Source organism: Streptomyces sp. WAC04114 (assembly GCF_019733245.1).
Classification (GTDB): Bacteria; Actinomycetota; Actinomycetes; order Streptomycetales; family Streptomycetaceae; genus Streptomyces; species Streptomyces massasporeus_A.
The window spans coordinates 1-25,275 of the sequence record NZ_JAIGQA010000011.1; the positions used below are offsets into that span (position 1 = coordinate 1).

Below are 25,275 nucleotides of genomic sequence, written 5' to 3' on the forward strand. Positions count from 1 at the left end.
GGAGGACACGGGGGCCGGTGTTCGGGGTCCACAGGGGGGTGGCACCTGTCCCGGTGGCGCGGATGAGCTCGGTGGTGGGCACGGCGCGCAGGCAGCCCGCCGCGGTCGTCGGGTCGGTGCAGCCGACCGAGGCCGCGAAGCCGCTTCCCTTCCGCTCGGCCGCGTCGAGCGGGAGGGGTGTCAGACCGCCGTCCGCGGCGCAGGCTCCGCTCTGCTGGATCGCCCGGTGGAACAGGCCTTTCGCGGTCGGCGAGGCGATGTGGAGGCAGGTGTCCGCCGATCCGGCGGACTGGCCGCCGAGCGTCACCCGGTTCCGGTCGCCACCGAAGGCACCGATGTTGCGCCGCACCCAGCGCAGGGCGGCCTGTTGGTCCATCAGGCCGTAGTCGCCCGAGGCGTGGTCCTGGCTCTCGGCCGACAGGGCAGGGTGGGCCAGGAACCCCAGTGCGCCGAGGCGGTAGTTGACGGTCACCACGACCACACCCCGAGCGGCCAGGGCGGAGCCGTCGTAGTCGCTGCCCGCGCCGTAGACGTTGCCTCCGCCGTGCAGCCACACCAGCACGGGGAGGGGGCGGCCGTTGGTACGGGCGGGCGTCCAGACGTTGAGGTACAGGCAGTCCTCCGTGGTGCTGCCGGTGCGGTTGGACTCTCCTGGCAGGACGGGGCCGCCGTCGGGGAGCAGCGTCAGCGGTAACTGGGGGCAGGGGTTGGCCGGTTCGGTGGCGTCCCGGACGCCGGACCACTGCGGCGCGGGTCGCGGCGGACGCCAGCGGAGCTCACCGGTCGGCGGGGCGGCGAACGGGATCCCCTGGAAGACCCGCCCGCCGTCGTGGACGGCCGCGCCCCGCGCCCAGCCCCGGTCGGTGCGCACGACCAGGGAGTCGGGGGCGGAATCCGCGTGGGCAGTGGGCGGGGGAACGGTCAGTGACAGCAGCAGGGCCGCGACGGCGGCCGCGGCGCTGGCCAGGGCGTGGCGCAGACTCGGGGCTCTCATCCATCACTCCAGGTGTCGGTGTGGGGGGGGCATGGCGTTCGCTCGTAGGCCCCGATATCGCAGGTGGCGCCCTTGACCAGGACTCGGCTGCTGCGAGGCTTGAGTGCTGGTGCGCAATGCGCGGCTCGTGCGGAGAACATGGCGGGGTTGCGCTGGAGCGGCGACGCCGACCGAAGAGCAGAAGGCGAACCGGCGGAGCGGGAGAACAGGTCCGCGTCTGTAGGGAGCGTTCCATTCGGAGTCGGTGATGTCTACACGCTCGCAGAGAAATGGCCGAGGAGACCGGTGCCGTGCCGCCGGAAGTCGGCTCTGCGGACTGGGGGGACATGGGGTTGGCGACGGCGACCGGTTGCAGCCGGACGAGACCGTGACAGCGGTGAGGTCCGTTCCTGCTGCTCCTACAGGCCGGTCGGCGGCTGAAGCGTGGGCGGAGGTGCGGCCGCACGTAGGTCACGTGGGCTCGCGCCGAGTTCACGGCGGCAGGCCTTGTTGAAGGCCTGGAGATCGGCGATGCCGACGGCCGCGGCGATGGCGGTGATGGAAAGGGTGGAGGACTGCAGGAGGTGGCGGGCGCGTTGAAGGCGTCGGTGCCTGATGTATGACACGACCGTGAGGCCGGTCTCGGCACGGAACACGCGCGTCAGGTGGGTGTGGGAGATTCCGACGACGCGTGCGACGTCCGGCACGGACAGCGGACCGGCCAGGTTCTCCTCGATGCAGGCCTGTGCGGTGGCCACGAAGGGGTGGCGGCGTCCGGTTCCATCGCCCTCGGGCAACTCGGCGATGCGCCACAGAGCGGTCCAGACCTCGGCCGTGGCGCGCGGGGGAGAGGTCGGCATGGCCGTCACGGCGCGGCGGAGCAGATCGGCCAGGCGTGTGCTCTCGGCCGCGGCGTCCTGCATCACCGGCACCACGCGCGCGGTTCCGCCGTCGTGCAACCGCAGATGGACGTAGAGATGCTCCGACCTGCCCCGGTAGTGGAAGTGCACCTCCGTGTTCGGCGGCACCAGGCTGACGTGGCCGGGGCGTATGGGGTGGACCGACCCTCCGAGGGTCAGAGCACCCTCGTAGTGGTAGAGGTGCAGCTGCCACAGGTCGGGCAGCCGGAAGACGTCATGGTCGGTGGAGACGCCGTGCACCCCGATGCCGGCGTCGACCACGGTGGGCGCTTCGTCCAGCCGTACTGTTACGTGCTTCACGATGATGGAAAATTACCAGCACTGGACGATTTCAGCCCACGACGGTTCCGGATCGGGCCCGTACGTTCGTCGCATGTCAACCAGCAAGCAACTCCTGACCTCGGTCCAGGTGGCGCGGTTCGTCGCGCAGGGATTCCTGCGCCTGGACGGGGTGGTGCCGCGGGAGATCAACGAACGGGCCGTCGCGACCTTGACCGAGGGTCTGCCGGACGTGGCCTACGGCACCCCGCTGAGTGAAGCGTTCGGGTCGGACACCTTCGTCCACGAGCTGCTCGGCCTGCCGGTCGTCGCAGGCGCTGTCGAGAGCCTGGTCGGTCCCCTGCCGACCGTCGACCACCATGCGGTTCATGTGCGCGAGCCGCACGAGGGACACGCGCAGGCGCTCCACGCAGACGCGATCATCGACGTACGGCCGGACGCGTTCGACATCCAGCTCATGTACTACCCGCACGAGGTGACCGGCGAGATGGGCGGCACCCTCAGCGTGCCCGGAAGCCATCTGCGCAGGATCAACGAGACGGACGTCGGCCGTGTCCAGAACCTCCGGGGACAGACGCGTCTGACCTGCCCGGCTGGCACGGTCGTGCTCGTGCACCACGGCATCTGGCACGGCGGCCGCCGCAACGACACCGCGGCTCGTCGCTTCATGTACAAGCTCCGCCTCAACCCGACCGTGCCCCAGGTGCGCCTGTGGGACGTGTCCGACCTGCACGACCCTGCGGTGACCGCGGAACTGAACACGTACTTCCCCTGGTACGAGCAGGCCACGGCCCGACTGGAGATCTACAACCGGGTCCTGCTGTGGCGGGCCCTGACCGGCGACGACTCGTTCGACGTCGAGTACTGGGTCACGCGCGTCGGCAATCGGCCCGCCCTGAGGAGTCACGCATGAGACAGCAGGTTCTGGTTCTCTACCTCGCCACGTCGGCGCTGGACGCCGATGTTGTGGGCTGGTCCCGGTACGACGGGACCGGCAGGACCCACCCGACGACCGGTGACAGCGACGAGCCGCCCTACCCCACAGGGCTTGCCGCCCTGCTCGACGGGTGGCGCCTGTTCCAGGCATCCCAACTGCTGCCGCCGCAGGCCGGACACGAGTACGACGTCTCCTTCCTCAAACACGAGTTCTTCTTCGAGAAGGTGGAGGACGACCCCCGATGACCTCCATGTGTCCGAGGCACCAACGACTTCTCGACCGCCACGTTCACCGGGGCAGGGTCTGAGCGCACCAGATCGTCTTGCCGTCGGTGGTGTGCCGGGTGCCCCACCCCTGGGTCAGCTGGGCGACGAGCAACAATCCCCGGCCGCCCTCGTCGAAGACGCGGGCCCGGCGCAGGTGCGGGGCGGTGTTGCTGGCGTCGGAGACCTCGCAGATCAGGGAGGTGTCGCGAATCAGCCGCAGCTTGATCGGCGGTTCGCCGTATCGGATGGCGTTGGTGACCAGTTCGCTGACGACCAGCTCCGTGACGAAGGCGGCCTCCTCCAGGCCCCAGGCGTCCACCTGGTCGACAGCGAACTTCCTGGCGTTCGGCACCTGCGCGGGGTCCGGCTCCACGTCCCAGTCGGCGACGTGGTGAGGAGCCAGCGCGTGCGTGCGAGCGAGCAGCAGGGCCGCGTCGTCGGTCCGGCGGTCGGGGAGCACCGCGTCGATCACCGTGTCGCAGAGGGTCTCCAACGAGGTCGCCGACTGGTCCAGGATCCGCTGCAGTTCGGTGATTCCCTTGTCGGCCTCGCGTGCGCGGCCGTCCAGCAGCCCGTCGGTGTAGAGGGCGAGCAGGCTGCCCTCGGGCAGGTCGAGCTCGGTGGCCTCGAACGGCAGCCCTCCGATGCCGAGCGGGGGTCCCGGCTGGGCGGTCACCGGGGTCCTGGTGCCGTCCGGGGCGATGATCAGCGGCAGGGGATGACCGGCGCTCGCCAGCGTGAACCGTCGGGACACCGGGTCGTAGACGGTGTACAGACAGGTGGCCCCGGACTCGCCGGTCGCCCCGAAGGGGCCGGTGGGCTGGAGGTCGCCGGCGAGGTGCAGGACCAGGTCGTCCAGATGGGTCAGCAGTTCGTCCGGCGGCAGGTCCACGTCGGCGAGGGTGCGGACCGCCGTCCGCAGCCTGCCCATGCTGGCCGAGGCGTGCAGGCCGTGCCCGACGACATCGCCGACGACCAGGGCGACCCGGGCGCCGGACAGCGGAATGACGTCGAACCAGTCACCGCCCACTTCCGCACCGGCCCCGCCCGGCAGATAGCGGGATGCCACCTCGACCGCCTCATGGTTCGGCAGTCCCTGCGGCAGCAGGCTGCGCTGGAGGGTCAGCGCGGTCGTCCGCTCGCGCGAGTAGCGGCGGGCGTTGTCGATGGCGACCGCTGCCTTGGCGGTCAGCTCTTCGGCCAGGATCAGGTCGTCGGCGGTGAAGGCCTCGGGGCGGTCGAGCCGGGAGAAGACGACGACCCCGAGCAGCACGCCGCGCGCCCTGAGCGGCACGGTGATCCGGCCGGTCAGCCCGTCCGCGGCGAGAGACTCGTCGATCACCGGGTTGCCCGGCGGCCAGTGGGCCGGGTCGGCGGCGAGCCCGGGCCCGAAGGCCCATTCGCCGCCCTGGCCGGGTTCGGCGGCGAGCTCGACCGTGGACCTGCCGGTGACCAGGCAGCGGGCGGCGACGGAACCGGGAGCGTGGCTGACCGGTGTCGGGGGCCCGGGAGCCGGGTCGGTGTCGTCCTGTGCGCTGTGCCGGGCGGCACGGCTGAGCACGACGGGCTCGCCGGAGACGAGCCCGGCCACGGGGGGCGGTTCCTCTCCGCGCAGCACCTCGTCGAAGAGATCCACGGTGACGAGGTCGGTGAACCCCGGCACCGGGGTCGTGGCCAGCTCCAGGGCGGTGCCGATCACGTCCAGGGTCCGGCCGATGCCGCTGCTGGCATTGTTGAGGATGAGCAGGCGTTGCCGAGCCCAGTACTCGGCGCTCATGTCGAATCCCCAGTTGGCGATCGCGCGGACCCTGCCCTGGTCATCCCGGACGGGCCAGATGCTGGTGGCCCAGGCGTTGGCGTAGTCACTGCCGCGAGGGCGGAAGACGGTGATGAGACGCGTGGGTTCGCCCGTCCTCGCGACTTCGGCGAGCGCGTCCGTGTAGGGCTTGTCGTCCCTCTCGGGAAACAGCGAGCGGTCGAACTCGGGAAGCACCTCGCGGTACTTCCTACCGAGCACTTGCTCCTCGGTGTGCGCGATCACCCGGCCCGAAGAGGCGTTGATCCACAGAAACCGCAGCTCAGGGTCGTAGACGCCCAGGGCGAAGGGCGACTGCTCGAAGGCCCGGTCGGCGATCACCGGGCGGCTTCCCCAGCGCTGGACGGTCACCGCGTGGCCCAGTGCCAGCCCGTCGGGGCCGGACAGCGAATGAGCCGTTACCACGGCGTCCACCGTGGAACCGTCCCGGTGGCGCAGGGGGACGAAGCCCGTGAGGCCGGCGCTGTATCCCTCGGGGGAGCCGGAAGGGGGATCGACCAGCAGGTCGGTCACGGGGCGGCCGACGATGTCCTCCGCCGTCCAGCCCAGCAGCAGCCGACCCCCATCGCTCCAGCCGCTCACCGTGCCGTCCGGATCCACCACGGCAACGGCAGTGGGCTCATCCTTCTCGTCGGCCATCTCCACCGCCACGCCTCCGTCCGGACAGCCGTGCCTGTCAGGGCTGGTTTCCAGCGGCTCCTTCCAGCCTAGGTCGGTCGCTGCTCCGTGGCGCTCCAGGTTGGTGCGTTCGGGAACGGCGGTGGTGTGTGTGGCGTATGTGGCTCGTAGCAGCCGAGGCCGGACCGCGTCCTTCTCAGGGGCGGTCCGACCTCGGCCCGCGCCGGAACCGCGCCGAGCGGCCCCGGATCAGTAGCCGTAGATCATCTTGTAGGCGACCTCCGGGAGGAACTGACCGGCCGAGGAGCCGTTTCCTACGCCGCAGTTGCCGTCGGACTCGCCCGGGACCTTGATCCACAGGAGCATCTCGGCGCCTCCGCCCAGCTGGGTCGGGGCGCCGATACGGCGGCCTGATGGGTTGCACCACTGGCCGTTGGAGCCGTTGCCGTTGCGGCTGGAGTCCACGACGAACGGCTTGGTGTAGCCGTACCGGGCCCTGAGTTCACTGTTGACGGCGTTGCCGTACGCGGTGTTCTCGGCCGTGGTCAGGTAGTTGGAGACGTTGAGGGAGAAGCCGCGGGCCTGTCGGAGGCCGGCCTCGTGGAGGCGCCGGGCCATGGTCGCCGCGCCCGCCCAGGCCGGGTTGCCGGCGTCGAGATAGACCCAGGTGTTGGGAGCCTGGCGGTTGAACTCGGCGAGCGCGCCGGTGAGCATGGCCTCGCGCTCGTCGATCTGCGCCTGGGTCATGCAGCCGTAGTCCCCGAGGGAGTCCGGTTCGAGGACGACGACGGCCGGACGGCCGGCGATTCCGCCCGCGAACTGCGCGATCCAGCTGGCGTAGGCGGACGGCGAGGAGGCTCCGCCCGCGGAGTGCCCGCCGCAGTAGTCGCGGTTGTAGATGTTGTAGGCGACGAGGACGGGCAGCTTGTCCCGGGCGTCCGCGGCGCCCACGTACGCCCCGGCGGCGCTGCCGATGGTGCCGCTCCAGAAGCCGAACCAGCGGGCTGTCGGGGTGTTGGCGATGGAGGCGTTGATCGCGCTCGCCCGGCCGTCACCGGGGTTGGCGGCGACCCACCGCTTCGCGCTGGAGTCGGGGTCCACGTAGAACCCGTTGGTCATGGTCGTCGGGTCGGCCGCGTGGGCGGGCGGTGCGGCGGCGAGCGCCAGTGGGAGCGCGGAGAGCGCTGCCACCAGGGCGAGGAGTTTGCGGCGCATGACGGTACCTCGGTTCTCTGACAGGGGTGCGTCCGATGGGGGGCGGTGAGGGTAGGGAGCGCTCCCATCAGAAGCGCTCACCAGGCACGATCGGTCAGCAGGTCGAGTTCGTCGTCGGAGGAAGCAGGGCACCGGCGGCCGGACCGGCCGCGGCCGTCAGTGTGCGGCGACGGGACAGGGCGTGATGAGTCCATGACATGTGCACGGGTGGCATGCTCCTTCTGTGGCCCAGCCGTACGAGATGTCGAACGTGGATCGGCTCGTTGAACATTCTGGATGATAGGAGGCCGGTGAATCCCGTCAATACCTCTCGCATGAATCGTCGTCAGCTACGAAACATTCGAGAATTTTGATGCTCCAGGCTCGATGAACTTCCTGCCATCCGTGAGGTCTTGCTTTCCGAATGGCTCGCGAAACGACCGCGAGAATGGTTGCGGCAGCAGGTCCGAGCGGAAGGACCCTTCGGCCGGAGACCACGGCGAGCGCGGCGGGGGAGCGGGGGCAGGCGGGTGTCAGAGGGCGGTGAAGCTCCACAGCAGATTGGTGCTGCTGCCGTACGTCCACTGCTTGGTGACGGAGCCCGAGTCGACGGTGCCGCCGCCGTCGAGAACCAGGCCGGTGGTGCGGTTGGCGAGCGAGTAGCGGTCACCGCCCCGGTGGACGATCTTCCACTGCTGGTCGGTGCCGCCGTTCCAGGGAGCCTGCCGGGCCGGAGAGCCGTCGGAGGTGGCGCCCCAGCCGTCGGCGACCATGCCGTTGGCGCGGTTGACCAGCCGGTAGTAGCCGCCTTCGACCGGCTCGGCGTGCCACTGCAGGTTGGGACTGCCGTCCCAGGTCCACTGTTTGAGGTCGGACCCGGAGCCCACGTTGCCGCCGCTGTCCAGGGCGAGTCCGCTGGTGGCGTTGGTGATCCGGAAGTACCTCGCCGGGTCGAACCGGACTCTCAGCGAGGTGATCCGGTCGTTGTTGCCGGTGGCACGCAGGTCGGGATTCTCGGCGGTGAACGTCCAGGAGGTGCCGCTGAAGTCGTCCCCGGAGTAGCCGATCACCTGGTAGCCGGGGGCCGTTCGGAGGGAGGACAGGGTGCGCGCGCCGAGTCCGGCCGCGGTCAGGTCGGCCGCGGTGTGGTCGCCGAGCGTGAACACGCCCGCCTTGCCGGTGTAGTCGACGCCCCCGAAGCCGACGGCTCCGGCGAGCGGCCGCAGCCCCGGGATCGTGCCGGAGAAGACCAGCTTGAGGACGTAGGCGTGCGCACTGTAGGGCGTCGAGGACGGCAGGGTGACCGTCAGGCCGGAGGAGCTCTGGGACGTCGCGGGCAGGTCGATGTAGGTGCCGGCGGTGGAGCCGAGGAGCTTGACCGAGCTCAGCGACGAGAGGTTGATCCGGTCCGAGCTGAGCGTCTTGATCGTCAGTGAGCTGCCGGGCCAGCCCAGGACGGTGGCGTACAGGACGTTGCCGGCCTTGTTGCGGGTGAAGCGGATGTCCTGCGGAGTGCCGGCGTGCGGGGTGGTGAACGAACCGCCGCCCATCTTCGTCGGGCCCTCGCCGTACTCGGTCCAGGCGCGGGTCGCGTACACCGACTCGCCGAAGCGCTTCAGGTGGTCGCCGATGCCGAGCAGGATGTCCTTCTGCGCCTGGGGAATGGTGCCGTCGGCCAGGGGCGCGATGTTCAGCAGCATGTTGCCGTTCTTGCTGACCCGGTCCAGGAACGAGTGCAGCATCTGCTGGAGCGTGTAGTAGCCGATGCCCTGGGTGTAGCACCAGCTGCTGCTGGAGATGCTGTCGTCGGTCAGCCAGTACGGCGTGGTGATGTCGGCGGGGCCGCCGCGCTCGTAGTCGAAGACCTCGCCCTTGCCGTTCATGCCGTCCTTGTACGTGGCGACGACCTCACGGTCCCAGCTGCCCGCCTGGTTGTAGTAGTACGCAAGGAAGTTGAGGCGTTGTTGCTCGTCAACGGCGTCCAGATTGAAGTCCTGCCACAGGATGTCGGGCTGGGCGCGGTCGACCACCTCCTTGAGCTTGTCGAACCAGAGCTGGTTCTCCGCGGCCGGGCCCAGCTGCCCGTAGAGCTTCTTGAGGCTCGAGTCCGTCTGGGCGGGGGCATGCTCGTAGAAGCCGGTGAAGTTGTACGCGTGGTGCATGGCCACCAGCAGCTTGAGGTTCTTGGCGCGGATGGCCGTGGAGAAGAGCTTCAGCAGGTCCAGGCCCGGGCCCTTCTTCACCGAGTTCCACTCGTTGACCTGGCTGTCCCACATGGAGAAGCCGTCATGGTGCTCGGCGACCGGGCCGGCGAACCTGGCGCCGGCGTCGACGAACAGCTGCGCCCACTCCTCGGGGTCGAACTTCCCTCCGGCCGACTTCAGTTTCGGCGCGAACCGCACGGTGTTGCCCGCCAGGTCCTTCGCTCCGTCGATGAAGTTGTGGTACGGCCATGCCGATGGCCTGCCGTAGGTCGCGATGTGGTGCTGGTTGGCGTTGCTGTCCGCCTGGTACATGTTCCGCGGGTACCACTCGTTGTCGTAGGCGGGGACGCTGAAGACGCCCCAGTGGAAGTAGATCCCGAACTTCGCGTCCTGGAACCACTCCGGGGCCGGCGGATGCTGGTCGACCGAGTTCCAGTCGGGCGTGTAGGTGCCGGGCGCCGCATGAGCGACCCCAGGACCGAACACGCCTGAGGCAACGGCGGCCGTGGCCACGTAGGTGGCACCGGCCAGGAAGTGGCGTCTGTTGATCGAACTCGACATGGAGAGACATCCCTGATGCTGGGGGACAGGGGAGTGCGGGGGACACGAGTCGGCGTGGCTGCTGTGCACAGGGCACCGCTTGTTACGCATGAAGGTCCGGCATGCGTCCCTGGGATGTCAACCAGTTGCAGGGATGAAAGGCGCCTCAGGGAGGGGTAGTTGACGCATCTTGCGCCTGTTTCCGTGCACTTTGCGCCTGCTGAAACATGGTATGTCTGTCCGGATTCCGTGGTCGATGAGGAGCCGTCATCGGCGGGGATTGATGGGATGCCCGCCGCCGCGATCGCCTTCCCGGACACTCACCCCAGTACCATCGACGTCACCCTCGGCATGCGGACTCCCGAGCAGGTCGGACGTGCTCGCGGGGCACAGTGGGGAGGGACGTGCGGTGTCGCTGACGGACAAGGCGATCGAGCGGATCCGTGAGCTGATCCGGACCGGCGCCCTTCCTCCCGGATCGAAGCTCCCACCGGAGCCGGACCTGGCCGCGCAGCTGGGGCTGTCCCGCAATCTCGCCCGCGAAGCGGTCAAGGCATTGGCCGTGGCGCGGGTCCTGGAGGTCAGACGAGGCGACGGCACGTATGTGACCAGCCTCCAGCCGAGCCTGCTGCTGGAGGGGCTCGGCGGCGCGGTGGAACTCCTGCAGGGCGACTCGGTCGCCCTGCAGGACCTCATGGAGGTACGACGGCTCCTCGAACCCATGGCCACGGCACTTGCCGCCACACGGATCACCGATGAACAGCTGGCCGAGGTGAAGCGGCACCTGGATGCCATGCGTCAGGCCCGCGACGACGTCGAACGGCTCAACGCCCACGACGCCGCCTTCCACCGCGCCGTGGTCTCGGCCACCGGCAACGAGACCCTCCTCACCCTCCTGGAGGGGATCTCCGGCCGCACGCTGCGCGCCCGCATCTGGCGCGGTCTGGTCGACGGCAAGGCCGCGGGCCGGACCCTCGCCGAGCACGAGGCGATCTTCAACGCCCTGTCCACCCGTGACACCACCCTGAGCCAGGCCGCGGCACTGCTGCACGTGAGCAACACCGAGCAGTGGCTGAGGGAGCACCTGCGCTCGGGCGAGCCTCTCCCCTCCGGGACGGCAGCGGGGAAGTGAGGGGCAGGCGTCGTCGTGCTGCGAACGCAGCAGGAAGTGTCGATACTTCCGCCGACCGGCTTGTGCTCAACCCCTTAGTCTCTCAACGTACTGGTCGACGGCCGCTGGGCCGGGCCGTCAGGTCGGATATGAGGGGGAAGCAGTGGAAGCGACGAGTTCACAGATGCCGGTGCGTCGGCGCACCGTCCCTCCTGTCGTTGCGGCGCGATGGGCGCTGTGGGCCTTCGTCGTCGCCAACTTGGCGATCGTCGAGGTCCTGTTCCTCAACGCCGGGACCGGTAAGAACGGGGTGCTCACGGTCGCCAAGTTCTTCGGTCTGCACGCCGCCGTGCTGATGCTGTTCCAACTGCTGCTGGTGGCCAGGCTGCCGTGGCTCGACCGCCGTATCGGCATGGACCGGCTGACGGTGTGGCACCGGTGGGTCGGCTTCACCCTGTTGTGGACCCTCCTCACCCACGCCGTGCTGGTGGTGCTGGGCTTCGCGAGGCTCGACGACGCGTCGATGGTGAAGACGTTCTTCGCGCTGGCCGGAGTGCCGGCCTCGCTGCTCGGGATGCTGGCGGCGGCGCTCGTCGTCGTGGTCGCCTCGGTCTCCACCCGGAAGGTGAGGCGGCGGCTGCGGTACGAGACCTGGCACGGTGTGCATCTGCTGCTGTACGTGGCGTTGGGGCTGGCGTTCGTCCACCAGTTGCAGGAGACCACGACCTTCACGTCGTCCGCGTTCGCGAAGATCTACTGGTGGGCCCTGTGGCTGTTCGCGTTCGGCGCCCTCGTCACGGGCCGGATCGTGATGCCTCTGTGGCGCAACGCCTACCACCGGTTCCACGTCACCGCGGTGGTACCGGAGTCGGACGACGTGGTGTCGGTACACGTCACGGGCCGCCACCTCGACCGGCTGCCGGCCCGGGCCGGCCAGTTCTGCATCTGGCGCTTCCCCGGACACCACCACTGGTGGCTGGCGAATCCGTTCTCGCTGTCGGCGGCACCCGACGGACGCACGTTGCGCCTCACCGCCAAGGCGGTCGGCAGCGCCAGCGCCGGCCTGCGGCACGTCCCGGTCGGGAGCCGCGCGTTCGTCGAGGGGCCGTACGGCGCGTTCACCTCGTTGCATCGGACGCGGCCCGGCGCCCTCCTGATCGCCGGAGGAGTGGGGATCACGCCGGTGCGGGCCCTGCTGGAGGAGGAGCCGGGCGGCGATGTCGTCGTGCTCTACCGGGTGCGCAGCGAGCACGACGCCGTGCTCGTCGACGAGGTACGGGCCCTGGTCGCGGACCGCGGTGGCGAGCTGCACCTGCTGACCGGTCGCACGGGGGAGGGGAGCACGCCGTTCGAGCCGGACGGTCTCCGTGCCCTGGTTCCCGACATAGCCGAACGCGACGTGTACGTCTGCGGCCCGCCCGCGATGACGTCGGCCGTGCTCGGCGCGCTGCGCGGCCTGAAGGTCCCGCACCGGCAGGTACACGCCGAGCGGTTCGGCCTGGCCTGAGAAGTCCGGCTTCCGGGCCGCGTGGCCGGCGGTCCCGGGCGGGTCTCGCCGGTACTTCGCTCTGCTCTGTGCGCGGCGAGCAGAGCTCGATCACCAGGATCGCCATGTCCGAGAGTCCCCCGCCCGGCTCCGACATGCGAGCACTGCGGCGGGCGGCGCACCGCCGGCGCAGGGCTTGCGCTTCACCTCGGCGATGGCGGACACCCTGTACCCGGGTGGGGCCTCCCCGGGTGGGGACCGCACGCGGCCTCGGGGGCGTCGTGCCCCGACTTGGTCACCCGCTCCGCCTCGGGACGTCGTGCCCCGACTTGGTCACACCCGCTCGGCCTCACCGGCACCCGGGACGCCCACGTCCGCCCCGCCGGCCCCGGGCGCTCACGCCGGACCGTCGGTGCGCTTGTCCCTGACCCGCTGGGCGACGTCCCGCAGCTTGATGTTGTGGTGCTGGGAGATCTTCCGCAGGACGCTGAAGGCCTCCTCGTCGCTCATCCCGTGGCGTTCCATGAGGATGCCCATGGCCTCACCGATGGCGTGCCGGGTCTCCAGGGCGTGTTCGAGCTGGTCGATGGTGCGGGCGTCCGCGAGGGCGACCGCGGCGTGCGAGGCGAGCAGCCAGCCGGCGGTCGCGATGTCCTCGGTGAAGGTGCCCGGGCGGCGGGAGTACAGGTTGAGCGCGCCGAAGTCCTCCTCGTGGGTGTAGAGCAGGACCCCGGTCATGCTGCCGATGCCCAGTTCGCGCGCGGCCTCGGCGTAGCGGGGCCAGTCCGGCTGGGGCCGGGTCATGTCCACGATCCGGAACATCCGGTCCTCGTCGTCGGCGCGACGGGCGAGGTCGAAGCAGGGCCCCTCGCCCAGCTCGCCCTGCCGGCGGTCGGACTCCTCGACCATCTCGCCGTACGAGGCCAGCGTGACGGCACGGCCCTTGCGCACCGCGAGGATCCCGGCGGCGTCACAGCCGTCCACCAGCTTCACGGCCGACGCCGCGATCTCGTCCAGTGTCCCCTGCACCGAGTCCTGCTTCAGCAGGCGCCGCGCGAGCAGGGCCATCTCCTCGGCGAACTTCTGCCAGTCCATGCCTCACCGCCCGCGTCGATCACCAGTCCGACCACCCTACGCACAACCTGGTCCCTCCGGGGCGGAGGCGCCAGGACCGGGGAGTGTGACGCGGGCCTCGGACGCTCCCGGCGGCCCCGGATCGGAGTGATCCGGATCGTGCGGGCCCTCGGTGCCGTCATGCCGTGTACCTCCGGGTCACGCCTGCCTGTGCGATCGCGAGATCGCACAGGGCGTGTGTCGCCGACGGCCCCGTCCCATAATCTCGTTCCTGGAGGCCCCAGGGGCCTCGTGGGTCCACCGTGAGGAGGCGAGGGTGCTCGGCAGGAGCACGGGGGTGCGGTTGTTCGCGGGCGTGATGCTGGCTCTCTGCGTGGCGCTGGTCGGCCCCAGCACACCGACGGGGGGCCTCTTCGCCGGGGCCCAGTCCGCGGAAGCCGTCCGGGAAGTCGTACCGAACCGGGTCATGACCTGGAACATCTGCAACCCCTGCGAGGTGAGCGACGTCGACCGGGCCGCGGAGATCGCGGCGGCCGCGCCCCAGGTCATCGGGCTGCAGGAAGCGTGTGTGCGTGACGTCGAGAGGATCCGGGAGTACCTGGAGAACCTCCACGGGCTGGTCTACCACGTCGAGTACGGGTCCGTTCTACGGAAATGGGGCCGCTGCGGGGGAACTCCGTGGAACCCGGGCGCCTTCGGTCAGGCGATCCTCTCCGCGGCACCGATGACGGACCCGGTCAACGTGGAGTATCCCGACGGCGGCTCCGAGGACCGCGGGTACATGGCCGTCACCACCACCGTGGGCGACCGGTCCGTCCGGGTCTTCAACACGCATCTCGCCCAACGGCGTCAAGAGGAGGTCCGGGAGGAGCAGACGCGCGTGCTAGCCGCGGAGGTCGCCCGGCACGATCGCGCGATCCTCCTCGGCGACCTCAACGCCGTGCCGGACTCTCCCGAACTGACCCGGATCTGGGCACTGGCCACGGACGCGGACCCGCAGTGCCTCCCGTCCCCCACCGGCACCTGTCAGCCGACCACCGACTGGCAGCTCAAGTTCGACTACGTGTTCCTGCGCGGCTTCGTCCCCCTCAGGCACCGCGTGCATCCGACCCCGTCCTCGGACCACCACCCGCTGCACACCGACGTCGACCCGGCCTGAGCCGCAGTGATCGCGACGACCGCGCCGGGGCGAGCGCCGCGTCGCTGACCGACCCGCCCCGCCCGGCCCGGTTCCCCGGCACCGCAGGTCAGCGGCCCGCACGGCCCGCGGGGAGGACGCGCGCTGTCGGGCGACGTGGATTTTACTGTCGTATGGGCATACGGGGAGGCAGGCGAACAGGGCATGCCGACGGCAGGGAAGTCGGCCCGATCAGCAGGGAGGCCGCGATGACGGGGCCGGAGCACACGGAGACCGTTCACGGGCCGTCCGTGCCGACAGCGTCCGTCGTGCTGGCCGGGACCCTGGAGGCCATCGGCGCCGGGGCCTACGTCGTGGACGAGCAGGGCTGCATCATCGCCGCGAACACCCGCGCCGAGCAGCTCCTCGGCCGGTCCGCCGACGAGCTGACCGGGCATGACGCGCACGACCTGCTGCACCGCGGCCCGCAGGGGCAGCCCCTGCCGCGGACCCAGTGCGCCATGCGGCACGCCTTCCACGCCGGGCGTACCGCCCAGGCCGACGAGGACTACTTCGCCTGCGCCGACGGCACCCTCCTGCGCATCTCCTGGCTGATCACCCCGTACGACGTCGGTGGCCGGCACGGCGGCACGCTCGTCGTCTTCCACACCCCCGACCACGAGCAGACCCCCGAAACGTTGCCGGAGCCGTCGAGCCAGCCGCTCTCGGAGCTGCACCGGCTGGCCCTGCTCGCCGAGACCACCGCGCAGCTGACCTCCACGCTCGACGTCGACGAGGCGCTGCGCAGGCTGGTCGCGCTGGTCCTGCCCCGCCTCGCCGACTGGGCGGTCGTCGACCTGATCACCGAGCGCGACGAGGTGTGGCGTACCGTCGTCGTCCACGCCGACGGCGACACGTTCACGCACCGCGAGGATCTGCAGGGGCCTATGCCACCGGTCCCCGAGGAGTCCCCGATGCCGCTCTCCAGAGCCCTGCGCGGCGTCGCCTCCAACCTGGCCGGACCGCAGACCTACCAGGGGGCACCGGACTCCGGCATCGCGGTCGAGCAGCGCCGCCTCTTCGACGCCACGGGCATGCACTCCGCGGCCATCGCGCCCATCCGCAGCACCCGCGCGGTCCTGGGCGCGCTGACCCTGGGCCGCGACGAGAACCCCGCGCCCTTCACACCCGCGGACCTCCCCCTCATCGAGGACATCGCACGCCGGGCCGGCCTCGCCCTCGACAACGCCCGCCTCTACCAGCGCCAGCGCAAGGTCGCGGAGACCATGCAGAACCATCTGCTGCCGCAGATGCCGGGTGTCCCGGGCCTGCAGATGACCGTCCGCTACCTGCCCGCACCGGACGCCTCACAGGTCGGCGGCGACTGGTACGACGCCTTCCCGCTGTCCGACGCGTCCACCGCCCTGGCCATCGGGGACGTCGTCGGCCACGACCTGGAGGCGGCGGCCGGCATGGCGCAGGTCCGCAACATGCTCCGCGCCTACGCATGGTCCCAGCACGAACCGCCCAGCCGGATCGTCGAACGGCTCGACGAGGCGATCCAGCACATCACCGACGTCACCATGGCCACGACGATCTTCGCCCGGATCGAACCGGCCGACGACGGCCACTGGCAGCTCTCCTGGTCCAACGCCGGCCACCCCCCGCCGCTGCTGATCAGCCGGGACGGTCTGGCCGAATACCTCACCGACGGCCACGGCATCCTCCTGGGCACCCAGACCGGCACCCGGCGCCCGGACGCCACCGCGCAGCTCCCGCCCGGCTCCACCCTGGTGCTGTACACCGACGGTCTCATCGAGGCGCCCCGCCGCACCCTCGACGAGGGGCTGAGACAACTGCGCCAGCACGCCGCCGCCCTCGCCCACCGGCCCCTGGCCTCGTTCACCGACCAGCTCCTGCGCCGCGTCCGCCCCGCGGGGAACGACGACGACGTCGCCGTCCTGACCCTGCGCATCCCCGGGAACTGACCTGCGCCGAGTCCGAGCGTCCGACCTGGAACGCCCCGCCCGACCCTCATCCGCTCCGGGCGCCCCGCGGTGCGCTGCCGATGCTGTCACGGTGCTCGCGCACGGCGATCCGGGCCGGCTTCGTCAGCACAACCGCGGCGATATTCGCTGGTCGTGGGCCCTGGGCGGCGCTCATACTGTCGCGGTGGATCCAATGACACTCGAGACCGGGCGTCTCGTGCTGAGGGCGTTCGACACGGCCGACGTGGACGCCGTGTACGACGCCTGCCAGGACCAGGACATCCAGTTCTACACACCGGTCCCCGTGCCCTTCCGGAGGCAGGACGCCGAGAAGCGGGTCTGCGAGGAGTGGCCCGAGGCCTGGGCCACCGACAAGGACTATGTCCTCGGAGCGTTCCGCAAGGACACCTCGGCCCTCGTCGGCTCGTACTGCCTCACCAGGGTCAGCCGGGGCGTCTACGAACTCGGCTACTGGGCGGTCAAGGAGCAGCGCGGCCGGGGCTACTCGGTCGAGGCCGCGCGGGCGCTGTGCGACTGGGGGTGGGCCACGCTCGACGTCCACCGCATCGAGTGGTGGGCCATGACCGGGAACACCGGCTCGCGCGCCGTCGCCGAGCGACTGGGCTTCACCGTCGAAGGGACGCTGCGCAACCGGAGCATCGCCAACGACGGTCGTCCTCACGACTGGTGGGTCGGCGGTCTGGTGAGGCTCTGACGTGGAGCGTGTGGAGAGACGCGGCATCGCGGGGCGCGGTGTGCGGGTGGGCCTGCTGATGGCGTGCGCTCCGGTCCTCCCCTGGGCCGCTCTCGCCCTGGGGGTGGCTCTGGTGGAGTTCCTCCGTCCCGGCGGGGACACCCGGCTCGCCGCCCGGGACCTGCGCTACGGCGGGCTCCTCACCGGAGGAAGCCTGCTCGCCGGCGTGCTGATGGGTCTGGTCCTCGCCGGCGCACTGGCCCTCGCGTCCCGCGTCGTCAGCCGCCCCGGGGCACTCACCCTGGTGGCAGCACTGCTCGGAGCGCTCGTCTTCCCCGCCGTCTTCGCGGTCGTCGTGATCGGCACGGACGGGGCCGTCGCCCAGCTCGGCACGACCTTCCTCGCATGGCCGGTCATGACGGTGGTGGCGGCCGCGCACGGCTCGGACATCGCGGGCCGCACCCGCAGACGCCCATGGCTGTGGCCGTCGGGCCCGGCGCGGGAGCGCGGACCGGCGCCGGTGACGGCCGACGCGGCTCCCGAACACCCGCACCCGGCCTCGTAGTCCGGCCGCCGCGACGGTGGGAGCGGTGAGCGGTGCAGACCCGGCTGGTTCGTGGTCGAAGGGATCCTGTGCGCCGAGCGCCACGGTGAGATGCTCAGCCGGCTGCCGTCCGACCACCGCGGCCGACCCACGCGTACTACCTGCACGTGCCGTTCGAGGAGACCCTCCTGCGCCATGCCGGCAGGCCGATCGCGCACGAGGTCGGCGAGGCGCGGCTGCGCGACCGGTACCGCGAACTGGACCTGCTGCCCGGGGGTGCCGAGACCGTCATCGGCGCCGACAGCGCCCTGCGCGAGACCGTGGACCGGATCATGCGCGCCACCGGCCTGGCCGCCCTCCCCGCGCTCGATCTCCAGTCACCCGTTCGTACGCGCCGGGCAGGGCGTGTCCGGCGTGTCGCGGTCAGCATGGACGGTGCCGGGGCGCCCGCATCGGCAGCCCGGTGCTGCCCGACGCCGCGCGCGGCTGTCGCTGCCCGTACGCGTGAGGGAGAGGTATGACCGAGACCGACGAGGCCGGGCCCTTCTCTGCCGGGGCCGAGTGGCCCTCGGCGCACCGTGACCCGAGTACCGGCATGGTCGACCTCCGGCGCGTCGGGGCGAACCCGGACTTCTGGTACCCGGTCGCCCTGTCGAAGAACGTGCGCAGCAAGCGGGCGTTCGCGACGGCCTTCGCCGGTGAGCGCATCGCGCTCTACCGAGGGGAGAGCGGCACCGTGTACGCGCTGGAGGACCGGTGCGCCCACCGTCAGGTGCCGCTGAGCATGGGCGTCGTGGAGGGCGAGGCCCTGCGCTGCTGCTACCACGCCTGGGCCTACCGGGGCGACGGCCGCATCTCGCAGATCCCATACCTCTCCAAGGGCGACGGCCGGCCACCGCGCGGCGTGCGCGGCTACCCCGTCCGTGAGGCGTACGGCCTGGTGTTCGTGTTCCCGGGCGACCCGGACAAGGCGGCCGCCGCCCCGCTGCCCGACCTGCCGGCGTTCGGCTCGCCGCGGTACAGGACGATGACGTACTCCCGGACCGTGCGCTGCCACTACTCGTTCATGCACGAGAACCTGCTCGACATGAACCACCAGTTCCTCCACCGGGGCGTGGTCGGCAGACTCCACCCCGAGCTGCTCGACTCACGGACCGACGAGCGGTCGGTGGAGGCCAGGTACCTGTTCAGTCACGCCGGGGGCAAACGGAACCGCGGGGCCAGTCTGCTGGCCTCCGAGGGCATCGGCGGCAACGACTCCCGCGATGTCATGACGATCCGCACCACGTACCCGTACCAGACCCTCGACCTGGTCCCGGAGAACGCCGAGCGGCCGGCCTTCCGCCTCTGGGTCGCCTACGTGCCCGAGGACGCCGAACAGCGCCGGTGCCACACCTTCGGCCTGCTCATGATCGAGAAGCCTCGGATTCCCGGCGCTCTGCACCTGGCCTGGCCGCTCATCAGGCGCTTCACCGAGCGGGTGTTCGCCGAGGACCGGATGGCCGTCGAGGCCGAGCAGCGGGCCTGGGACGAGCAGGGCGAGGACCGCAACCGTGAGGTGTTCTCCCTGATCCTGGACGTCCGCGAGGTCCTGCGTACCAACGGTGTCCCCATCCGCCCCCGGGCCGCGTGCGGCACCGTGTGCGACGGTCAGGACCGCGGGCCGTCGTCCGTGGCGGGCGCTGGCGGCTCCGCGCCCCGGGCGACCTGACGACGGCATTCCCGACCGCCGGCCCCGGCGCCCTCACGGCCTCGGACTGACGCGCTGCCACCGCGGGCGGGCGTCCGGCCCGCGGCGTCCCGCCACCGAGGCGCAGCGCGGGCACACACGCCGCACCCGGTCCGCGGCGCCGCCGGACTCCGGGAAGGTGTCCGGCCAGCCGACGTGCGGGAAGCGGACCAGCCGGGAACGGCTGAGGGACAGGCCGCAGACCGTCTCGTTGCGGCCCGGCTCCCAGGCGTGCACCTCACCGGAGGGCAGCCGCCGTCGGCCCTCCTCCTCGTCGGTCCACTGCCCGGACGCGGCGACGGCGTACCGCTTCGTGCCCGCCACGGCGGGTCAGCCGGCCGGGTGCTCGACGCGCAGCCGCACCTGTTCCTCCAGCCGCCGCAGGCTGGTGTCCAGGGCATCGGCCACGGCGCGCTCGCCCGGGTCGTGGCCGGCGTCGAAGAACGACAGGTGCACGGTCACCTCGCTGGCGCCGCCGTCGAGACCGGCGACCTGGAGCCAGCCCGCGTAGCCGCCATGGTCACGGGTGCCCCACTCGAGCCGCATCTGCTCCCGCCGGGCGCGCAGCACGGCGGAGGTGTCCTCATCGGTGCGGTCCTCGTGCACGGTGACGGCGGGCAGCTCCTCTGCCTCCACGTGCAGGGCCTCCGGCAGCCAGCTGTCCAGCCGGCCGACGTTCGCGGCCTGGTCGAAGACGTGCTCGGGCTGCGCGGGCATCGTGCGGGAACGTTCGTACTCGGTCATCGCCTTACCGGCTTCGTCTGGGAGTCGTGGCCCGCACCGCGTTCCCGGCCTGACCGGACCCAACCGCGAAAATGCCCCACCCGCGATGGCGGGCGGGGCGTTTTCACGAGGCTCAGAACTTGGGCTGCGGCGACTGCGCCTGGACGAGTTCCTCCGCCTCCGCCTCCGTCTCCACGGACGGCGGGGAGCCGGCCAGCGGCTGGTTGGCGGTCTCTCGCATGCACAGCACCGCGATGACGCCGATGACCGCGGCGCCCGTGGCGTAGTACGCCGGCATGAGGGTCGAGTCGAAGGCGCTGATCAGAGCGGTGATCACCAGAGGTGTCGTGCCGCCGAAGACCGAGGTGGCGAGGTTGTAGGCCACCGAGAGTGACCCGTAGCGCACCTGGGTGGGGAATATCGCCGGGAGCGCCGCCGACATCGTGCCGAGCATCGGCAGCAGGGAGAGCCCCATCAGCAGCAGGCCCAGGGTGATGAGGACAACGTTGCCCTGCTGGATGAGCAGGAACGACGGCAGGGAGAGGAACAGGAAGCCGAGCATCCCCGCCATCAGCAGCGGCTTGCGCCCGAAGCGATCCGAGAGCCGCCCGACCTGGTTGATGAGGCACATCTGCAGCACCATCACCACGACCAGGATCAGCAGGCCGTGGTTGGTGCCGTAGCCCAGCTCGTCGGACAGATAGGTCGGCATGTACGACAGCAGCATGTAGTCGGTGATGTTGTACGCCGCGACCAGTGCGAGGCACAGCAGCAGCGGCCGCCAGTACTGGGTGAAGATCTTGCCGAGGTCGGCGGCGGCCGAGGTCTCCACGGCGTCTGCGGCCTCGCTCGCCTTCACCTGGCCGCCCTCCAGTTTCCGGAAGGCGGGCGTCTCGTCCAGCTTCAGCCGCAGATAGAGGCCGATGAGGCCGAGCGGGGCCGCGACCAGGAACGGCACACGCCAGCCCCACGACAGCATCTGGTCGTCGCTGAGAAGGGTCTGCAGGACCACGACGAGGCCGGAGGCGCCGACGTAGCCGGCGAGCGTGCCGAGCTCCAGGAAGCTGCCGAAGAAGCCGCGCCGCTTGTCCGGCGCGTACTCCGCGATGAACGTCGAGGCGCCCCCGTACTCCCCGCCCGTCGAGAAGCCCTGCACCAGCCGGAAGAAGATCAGCAGGGCCGGGGCCCACAGGCCGATCACGGCGTGCGAGGGGACCAGACCGATGGCGAAGGTCCCCACCGCCATCATGATCATGGTGAGGGAGAGGATGCGCTTGCGGCCGACCTTGTCCCCGAGCGGCCCGAAGACCATGCCGCCGAGCGGACGCACCAGGAAGGCCACCGCGAACGTCGCGAAGGAGCCGAGCAACTGGGCGGTGTCGCTGCCCGAGGGGAAGAAGACCTTCCCGATCGTCGCCGCCAGATAGCTGTAGATGCCGAAGTCGTACCACTCCATCGCGTTGCCGAGGGCGGCGGCCTTGGTGGCGCGCTTGACCGCCGCTTCATCGGTCACCGTGATGTCGCTGCGGCGCAGCTTCGGATGACGTCGTTTCTCGATCGCCCGGAACAGTACGCGGTGTCGTCTCACAGCCGCGGGATCCACCGACTCGTCGTTGTCGGGCGCCGCCATCACGTGGCTCCTTTCGCCGGTCGTCTTTCCAAGCACAACGCCTGCACGAATCTCGCGCGCTCAAACGACCCCCTTCGCGCGGCCTCCGGTTGATCACGGAAAGTGATGAGCGGGAGCTCAGGCCGGGTCGCGGGTCAGTGCGCCGTCCGGGAGGATCTCCGGGGCGGGTGTGTGCCCCGGGTCCGGTGGGGGAACTTGTTCGGCCGGGCGCGTGCCCGGTGAGAGGAGCCCAAGTGACAGCGTCGGCGGCGGGCGGCCGGAACCAGGGCGGGCAGCCCGACGGCTACGAGCCGGACCCGAACCGGTGGCGGGCCCTGTGGGTCACGCTGGTCGCCGGCTTCATGAGCCTGCTGGACGTGTCGATCGTGGCCGTCGCCCTGCCCACGATCCAGCAGCAGCTGCACGCCTCGGCGGCCGAGGTGCAGTGGGTCGTGTCCGGCTACGCCCTCTCCTTCGGTCTCGCCCTCGTCACCGCCGGCCGCCTCGGCGACGCCTTGGACCGGCGACGCATCTTCCTGATCGCCCTCAGCGGTTTCGTGCTCTTCAGCGCGGCCTGCGGAGCGGCCCCGAACATCACCCTGCTGGTGGTGGCCCGGCTCGCCCAGGGCCTGGCGGCCGGTTTCATGGCGCCGCAGAACTCGGCGCTCATCCAGCAGATGTTCCGTGGCGGCGAACGCGGCCGGGCCTTCGGGTTCTTCGGCGCCACCGTCGGCATCTCCTCCGCGGTGGGCCCCCTCACCGGCGGCCTGATCCTCGCCCTGGCCGACGGCGCCCAGGGCTGGCGCTGGATCTTCTACGTCAACGTCCCCATCGGCATCCTCGCGGTCCTCCTCGGCCGCCGCCTGCTGCCCCGCACCCGGCGCTCCGGGCGCGAACACGTGGACCTGCCCGGTGTCCTGCTCCTCGGCCTCGGCGTGCTCGCGCTCATGTACCCGCTGGTCCAGGCGGAGGCCGGCGGCCTGACCCGGCTGTGGTGGATGTTCCCGGCCGGTGCCGCGCTGCTCTTCGTCTTCATTCGCCGGCAGCGCCGGCTGCTGGAGCGCGGTACCCAGCCACTGCTCGATCCGCGCCTGTTCACCACCGTGCGCGGCTATGCCGTCGGCGCCGGCGTCGGCACGCTCTACTTCATCGGCTTCAGCGGTGTCTGGCTGGTCTTCGCCCTCTTCTACCAGCACGGCCTGGGCTTCTCCCCGCTGGAGTCGGGGCTCGCCGTGACCCCCTTCGCCCTCGGCTCGGCCGTCGCGGCCGCTGTCTCCGGGCGGCTCGTGGACCGGCTCGGCCGCCTGCTCACCGTGGGCGGGCTCGCGGGCGTGATCCTCGGGCTGGGCGGCACCGCGCTGCTGCTGCGCTTCGCGCCCCTCGACATCGCGCCCTGGATCGCGGCCCCGGTCCTGTTCCTCGGCGGTGTCGGCGGAGGGTGCGTGATCTCGCCCAACATCACCATGACGCTGCGCGACGTGCCCGTGCACATGGCGGGAGCGGCGGGCGGCGCCCTGCAGACCGGGCAGCGACTCGGCGCCGCCGTGGGCACCGCCGCCCTGCCCGGCCTCTACTACCTGGTGCTCGGCAGCAGAAGCGACGACTACCGCGGCGCGCTCTTCCTCGCCATGGCTGCCGGGCTCCTCGGCATGGCCGCGTCCCTGGCCCTCGCGGCGTACGACTGGCGACGCGACCGGCGCACGCGGGAGCGGCACGGCCCGTGCCCGGACGACGTCGCCCACAGCCCGGTGCACGCCCGCCAGCCCTGACCCGCAACGCGACCCGCAGCTCCTCGGCCCCGGCGGCAGGCAAGCTGCGGCGTGACGGCGGGCGCTTGAGCCGTACCTCGCGTGCCTGGACGGCGAGGATGCGGGGGCCGCACGGCCCGTGCCCGGACGACGTCGCCCACAGCCCGGTGCACGCCCGCCAGCCCTGACCCGCAACACGACCCGCAGCTCCTCGGCCCCCGCGGCAGGCAAGCTGCGGCGCGACAGCGGACGCCTGAGCCGTACCCCGCGTGCCTGGACGGTGAAGACGCGCGGGCCGCACCTCCCGTGCCCGGACGACGTCGCCCACAGCCCGGTGCACGCCCGCCAGCTCTGACCCGCAACGCGACCCGCAGCTCCCCGGCCCCCGCGGCAGGCAAGCTGCGGCGCGACAGCGGACGCCTGAGCCGTACCCCGCGTGCCTGGACGGTGAAGACGCGCGGGCCGCACGGCCCGTGCCCGGACGATGTCGCGACCAGGCCCGTGCACGCCCGGCAGAGCTGAGCGGGCACGCCGTCACGAGGCTTGGGGCTCCGGCTGCTGCGGGGCGGGTGCGTCGTCGTCCAGCTCGCCGCGCAGCGCTCCGAGGGCGAAGGCCGTCATGGACGCCAGGATCAGCAACGCCAGCGGTCCCCAGATCGCCGGAACGGCCCAGAGCGGCCAGGCGTTGGCCGCCTGCGCCCAGAGCGTCAGGATCGCCGTCGCGCCCAGGCCGACACCGTGCCACCGCACCACCTTCGCCGCCGTTACACGACGCTGGTCGCCCCGCGCGAAGAGCGGCCACACCCCGCCGACGAGGGCCGCCAGGCCGAACGAGATACAGGCCAGCGCACCGCCCAGACGGTCCGCGGGCCATCCCACCGGCCCGTCGGACGTCTGCTGCCGCCGGCCCTCGGCGTCCCGGACCTCGACGACCTGCCCGTGCCAGATCACCCCGACGACCTTCTCGTCCGGCGCCATCTCGGACATCACCGGCTCGGTCCGCAGGAACGTCACCTCCCACGGCTTGCCCGACGGCAGCACCAGCTCTGCCTCCGGGGCCTCGCCCCGCTTCCCGCGGTTCATGGCGGCGCTGCGCACGGTGAACTCCTGCTCCCACACGCACCCCGACGCCTCGACGGGAACCGCGGCGCAGGCCGGCGCGCCGCGGTACTCCCGCTCCCGATCCAACGCCCCGCCGACCTCGCGGGCCGACGCCACTCCGACGCCGAGCGTCACGACGGCGAGCAGTATCCACATCACGGACCGCATGGCCCCGTCCCCCGACGATCCCGACGACCCCACCGCGCCTCATCCCCCTTCGTGGCACCCGGACCCCGGAGCATTGGAACACGCCTCAGGTGCCGGCGTGGACCCGCCGGCCTTCGACGAAGGTCTCCAGGACCCGGGTCAGGCGAGGGGACAGTATGGCGGCGGTGTGGTTCTCGGCGATGCCGTCCTGCATGATCTTCACGCTCCCGGCGCGGAACCGCTCCCGGCTCAAGGCCCTCCCGCAGCAGCGCGAAGCGACCGGCGGTCGTGGCGCGACGTCTACCAGGGCCTCGATCCGGTGACCTACCCGTCCCTGACCGCGGTGCGCCCGGAGCCGCCCGCCATGGCCGACAGCTCCTTCGAACAGGCGGTGGACCTGCTGCTGGAGGCCCTGGCGGCCCGGGCGCCGGCCGGCCGACGGAGGTGACGAGCCCGC

23 protein-coding genes are annotated in these 25,275 nt (G+C 71.2%); 12 read left to right on the top strand and 11 right to left on the bottom strand.

Going from position 1 to position 25,275, the window contains the following annotated elements:
- Both K4G64_RS05525 and K4G64_RS05530 read right to left on the bottom strand, forming a co-directional pair.
- On the bottom strand, positions 1–994 hold a 994-nt coding region (locus tag K4G64_RS05525), incomplete at its 3' end, for a carboxylesterase/lipase family protein (protein ID WP_221754889.1).
- A gap of 398 nt (positions 995–1,392) precedes the next feature.
- Complete coding sequence (locus tag K4G64_RS05530; RefSeq protein WP_221754890.1) at positions 1,393–2,193, bottom strand: AraC family transcriptional regulator; 801 nt, start codon at positions 2,191–2,193, stop codon at positions 1,393–1,395.
- 73 nt (positions 2,194–2,266) lie between these two features.
- Between K4G64_RS05530 and K4G64_RS05535 the strand changes: the two genes are divergently transcribed.
- Both K4G64_RS05535 and K4G64_RS05540 read left to right on the top strand, forming a co-directional pair.
- Positions 2,267–3,085: a phytanoyl-CoA dioxygenase family protein gene (locus K4G64_RS05535; RefSeq protein ID WP_221754891.1), complete on the top strand. Its 819-nt coding sequence runs from the start codon at positions 2,267–2,269 to the stop codon at positions 3,083–3,085.
- Positions 3,082–3,354, top strand: a complete 273-nt coding sequence (locus K4G64_RS05540; RefSeq protein WP_221754892.1) for a hypothetical protein — start codon at positions 3,082–3,084, stop codon at positions 3,352–3,354. Before K4G64_RS05535 ends, K4G64_RS05540 begins: the two co-directional genes overlap by 4 nt.
- Before the next feature lie 43 nt (positions 3,355–3,397).
- Here K4G64_RS05540 and K4G64_RS05545 read toward each other — a convergent pair whose 3' ends face one another.
- From K4G64_RS05545 to K4G64_RS05555, 3 genes are all read right to left on the bottom strand, one after another.
- Complete coding sequence (locus tag K4G64_RS05545) at positions 3,398–5,830, bottom strand: SpoIIE family protein phosphatase (protein ID WP_221754951.1); 2,433 nt, start codon at positions 5,828–5,830, stop codon at positions 3,398–3,400.
- A gap of 228 nt (positions 5,831–6,058) precedes the next feature.
- A complete protein-coding gene (locus K4G64_RS05550) occupies positions 6,059–7,024 on the bottom strand; it encodes a glycoside hydrolase family 6 protein (RefSeq protein ID WP_221754893.1) in 966 nt (321 codons plus the stop codon).
- A 512-nt stretch (positions 7,025–7,536) separates the two neighbouring features.
- Positions 7,537–9,768 carry an alpha-L-fucosidase gene (locus K4G64_RS05555; RefSeq protein ID WP_221754894.1) on the bottom strand — a complete coding sequence of 744 codons (2,232 nt, stop codon included), beginning with the start codon at positions 9,766–9,768 and terminating at the stop codon, positions 7,537–7,539.
- 388 nt (positions 9,769–10,156) lie between these two features.
- Here K4G64_RS05555 and K4G64_RS05560 point away from each other — a divergent pair, with 388 nt between their 5' ends.
- Positions 10,157–10,879, top strand: a complete 723-nt coding sequence (locus tag K4G64_RS05560; RefSeq protein WP_221754895.1) for a FadR/GntR family transcriptional regulator — start codon at positions 10,157–10,159, stop codon at positions 10,877–10,879.
- Between the two features lie 163 nt (positions 10,880–11,042).
- On the top strand, positions 11,043–12,365 hold the full coding sequence (locus tag K4G64_RS05565) for a ferric reductase-like transmembrane domain-containing protein (RefSeq protein ID WP_221754896.1): 1,323 nt from the start codon (positions 11,043–11,045) through the stop codon (positions 12,363–12,365).
- Positions 12,366–12,740: 375 nt separating this feature from the next.
- On the opposite strand, the gene K4G64_RS05570 is transcribed toward K4G64_RS05565, so the two are convergent.
- Positions 12,741–13,439 carry a GAF and ANTAR domain-containing protein gene (locus tag K4G64_RS05570; RefSeq protein ID WP_221754897.1) on the bottom strand — a complete coding sequence of 233 codons (699 nt, stop codon included), beginning with the start codon at positions 13,437–13,439 and terminating at the stop codon, positions 12,741–12,743.
- Between the two features lie 337 nt (positions 13,440–13,776).
- Between K4G64_RS05570 and K4G64_RS05575 the strand changes: the two genes are divergently transcribed.
- From K4G64_RS05575 to K4G64_RS05600, 6 genes are all read left to right on the top strand, one after another.
- Entirely contained in the window at positions 13,777–14,577 is an 801-nt protein-coding gene (locus tag K4G64_RS05575; protein WP_221754952.1) for an endonuclease/exonuclease/phosphatase family protein, read from the top strand.
- A 227-nt stretch (positions 14,578–14,804) separates the two neighbouring features.
- Positions 14,805–16,523 carry a SpoIIE family protein phosphatase gene (locus K4G64_RS05580; protein WP_221754898.1) on the top strand — a complete coding sequence of 573 codons (1,719 nt, stop codon included), beginning with the start codon at positions 14,805–14,807 and terminating at the stop codon, positions 16,521–16,523.
- Positions 16,524–16,716: 193 nt separating this feature from the next.
- Complete coding sequence (locus tag K4G64_RS05585; protein ID WP_221754899.1) at positions 16,717–17,238, top strand: GNAT family N-acetyltransferase; 522 nt, start codon at positions 16,717–16,719, stop codon at positions 17,236–17,238.
- A 1-nt stretch (position 17,239) separates the two neighbouring features.
- The gene (locus K4G64_RS05590; protein ID WP_221754900.1) at positions 17,240–17,782 is read left to right on the top strand and encodes a hypothetical protein; all 543 of its coding nucleotides are present in this window, start codon (positions 17,240–17,242) and stop codon (positions 17,780–17,782) included.
- A gap of 146 nt (positions 17,783–17,928) precedes the next feature.
- Complete coding sequence (locus K4G64_RS41305; protein WP_374206368.1) at positions 17,929–18,282, top strand: hypothetical protein; 354 nt, start codon at positions 17,929–17,931, stop codon at positions 18,280–18,282.
- Complete coding sequence (locus K4G64_RS05600) at positions 18,279–19,472, top strand: aromatic ring-hydroxylating dioxygenase subunit alpha (RefSeq protein WP_221754901.1); 1,194 nt, start codon at positions 18,279–18,281, stop codon at positions 19,470–19,472. Before K4G64_RS41305 ends, K4G64_RS05600 begins: the two co-directional genes overlap by 4 nt.
- A gap of 33 nt (positions 19,473–19,505) precedes the next feature.
- Here K4G64_RS05600 and K4G64_RS05605 read toward each other — a convergent pair whose 3' ends face one another.
- The 3 genes from K4G64_RS05605 to K4G64_RS05615 all read right to left on the bottom strand — a co-directional run bounded on the left by K4G64_RS05605 (position 19,506) and on the right by K4G64_RS05615 (position 21,843).
- The gene (locus tag K4G64_RS05605) at positions 19,506–19,814 is read right to left on the bottom strand and encodes a hypothetical protein (RefSeq protein ID WP_221754902.1); all 309 of its coding nucleotides are present in this window, start codon (positions 19,812–19,814) and stop codon (positions 19,506–19,508) included.
- A 6-nt stretch (positions 19,815–19,820) separates the two neighbouring features.
- Positions 19,821–20,234, bottom strand: a complete 414-nt coding sequence (locus tag K4G64_RS05610) for an SRPBCC family protein (RefSeq protein ID WP_031110812.1) — start codon at positions 20,232–20,234, stop codon at positions 19,821–19,823.
- A gap of 112 nt (positions 20,235–20,346) precedes the next feature.
- On the bottom strand, positions 20,347–21,843 hold the full coding sequence (locus K4G64_RS05615; RefSeq protein WP_221754903.1) for an MFS transporter: 1,497 nt from the start codon (positions 21,841–21,843) through the stop codon (positions 20,347–20,349).
- 233 nt (positions 21,844–22,076) lie between these two features.
- On the opposite strand from K4G64_RS05615, the gene K4G64_RS05620 reads away from it, so the two are divergent.
- Positions 22,077–23,591, top strand: coding sequence for an MFS transporter (locus tag K4G64_RS05620; protein ID WP_221754904.1), 1,515 nt, complete (start codon positions 22,077–22,079; stop codon positions 23,589–23,591).
- Positions 23,592–24,104: 513 nt separating this feature from the next.
- Here K4G64_RS05620 and K4G64_RS05625 read toward each other — a convergent pair.
- Both K4G64_RS05625 and K4G64_RS05630 read right to left on the bottom strand, forming a co-directional pair.
- A complete protein-coding gene (locus K4G64_RS05625) occupies positions 24,105–24,839 on the bottom strand; it encodes a hypothetical protein (RefSeq protein WP_260460054.1) in 735 nt (244 codons plus the stop codon).
- Between the two features lie 85 nt (positions 24,840–24,924).
- Positions 24,925–25,071, bottom strand: coding sequence for a hypothetical protein (locus tag K4G64_RS05630; protein WP_221754960.1), 147 nt, complete (start codon positions 25,069–25,071; stop codon positions 24,925–24,927).
- 66 nt (positions 25,072–25,137) lie between these two features.
- Between K4G64_RS05630 and K4G64_RS05635 the strand changes: the two genes are divergently transcribed.
- The gene (locus K4G64_RS05635; RefSeq protein WP_260460055.1) at positions 25,138–25,266 is read left to right on the top strand and encodes a hypothetical protein; all 129 of its coding nucleotides are present in this window, start codon (positions 25,138–25,140) and stop codon (positions 25,264–25,266) included.
- Positions 25,267–25,275: the final 9 nt, after the last annotated feature.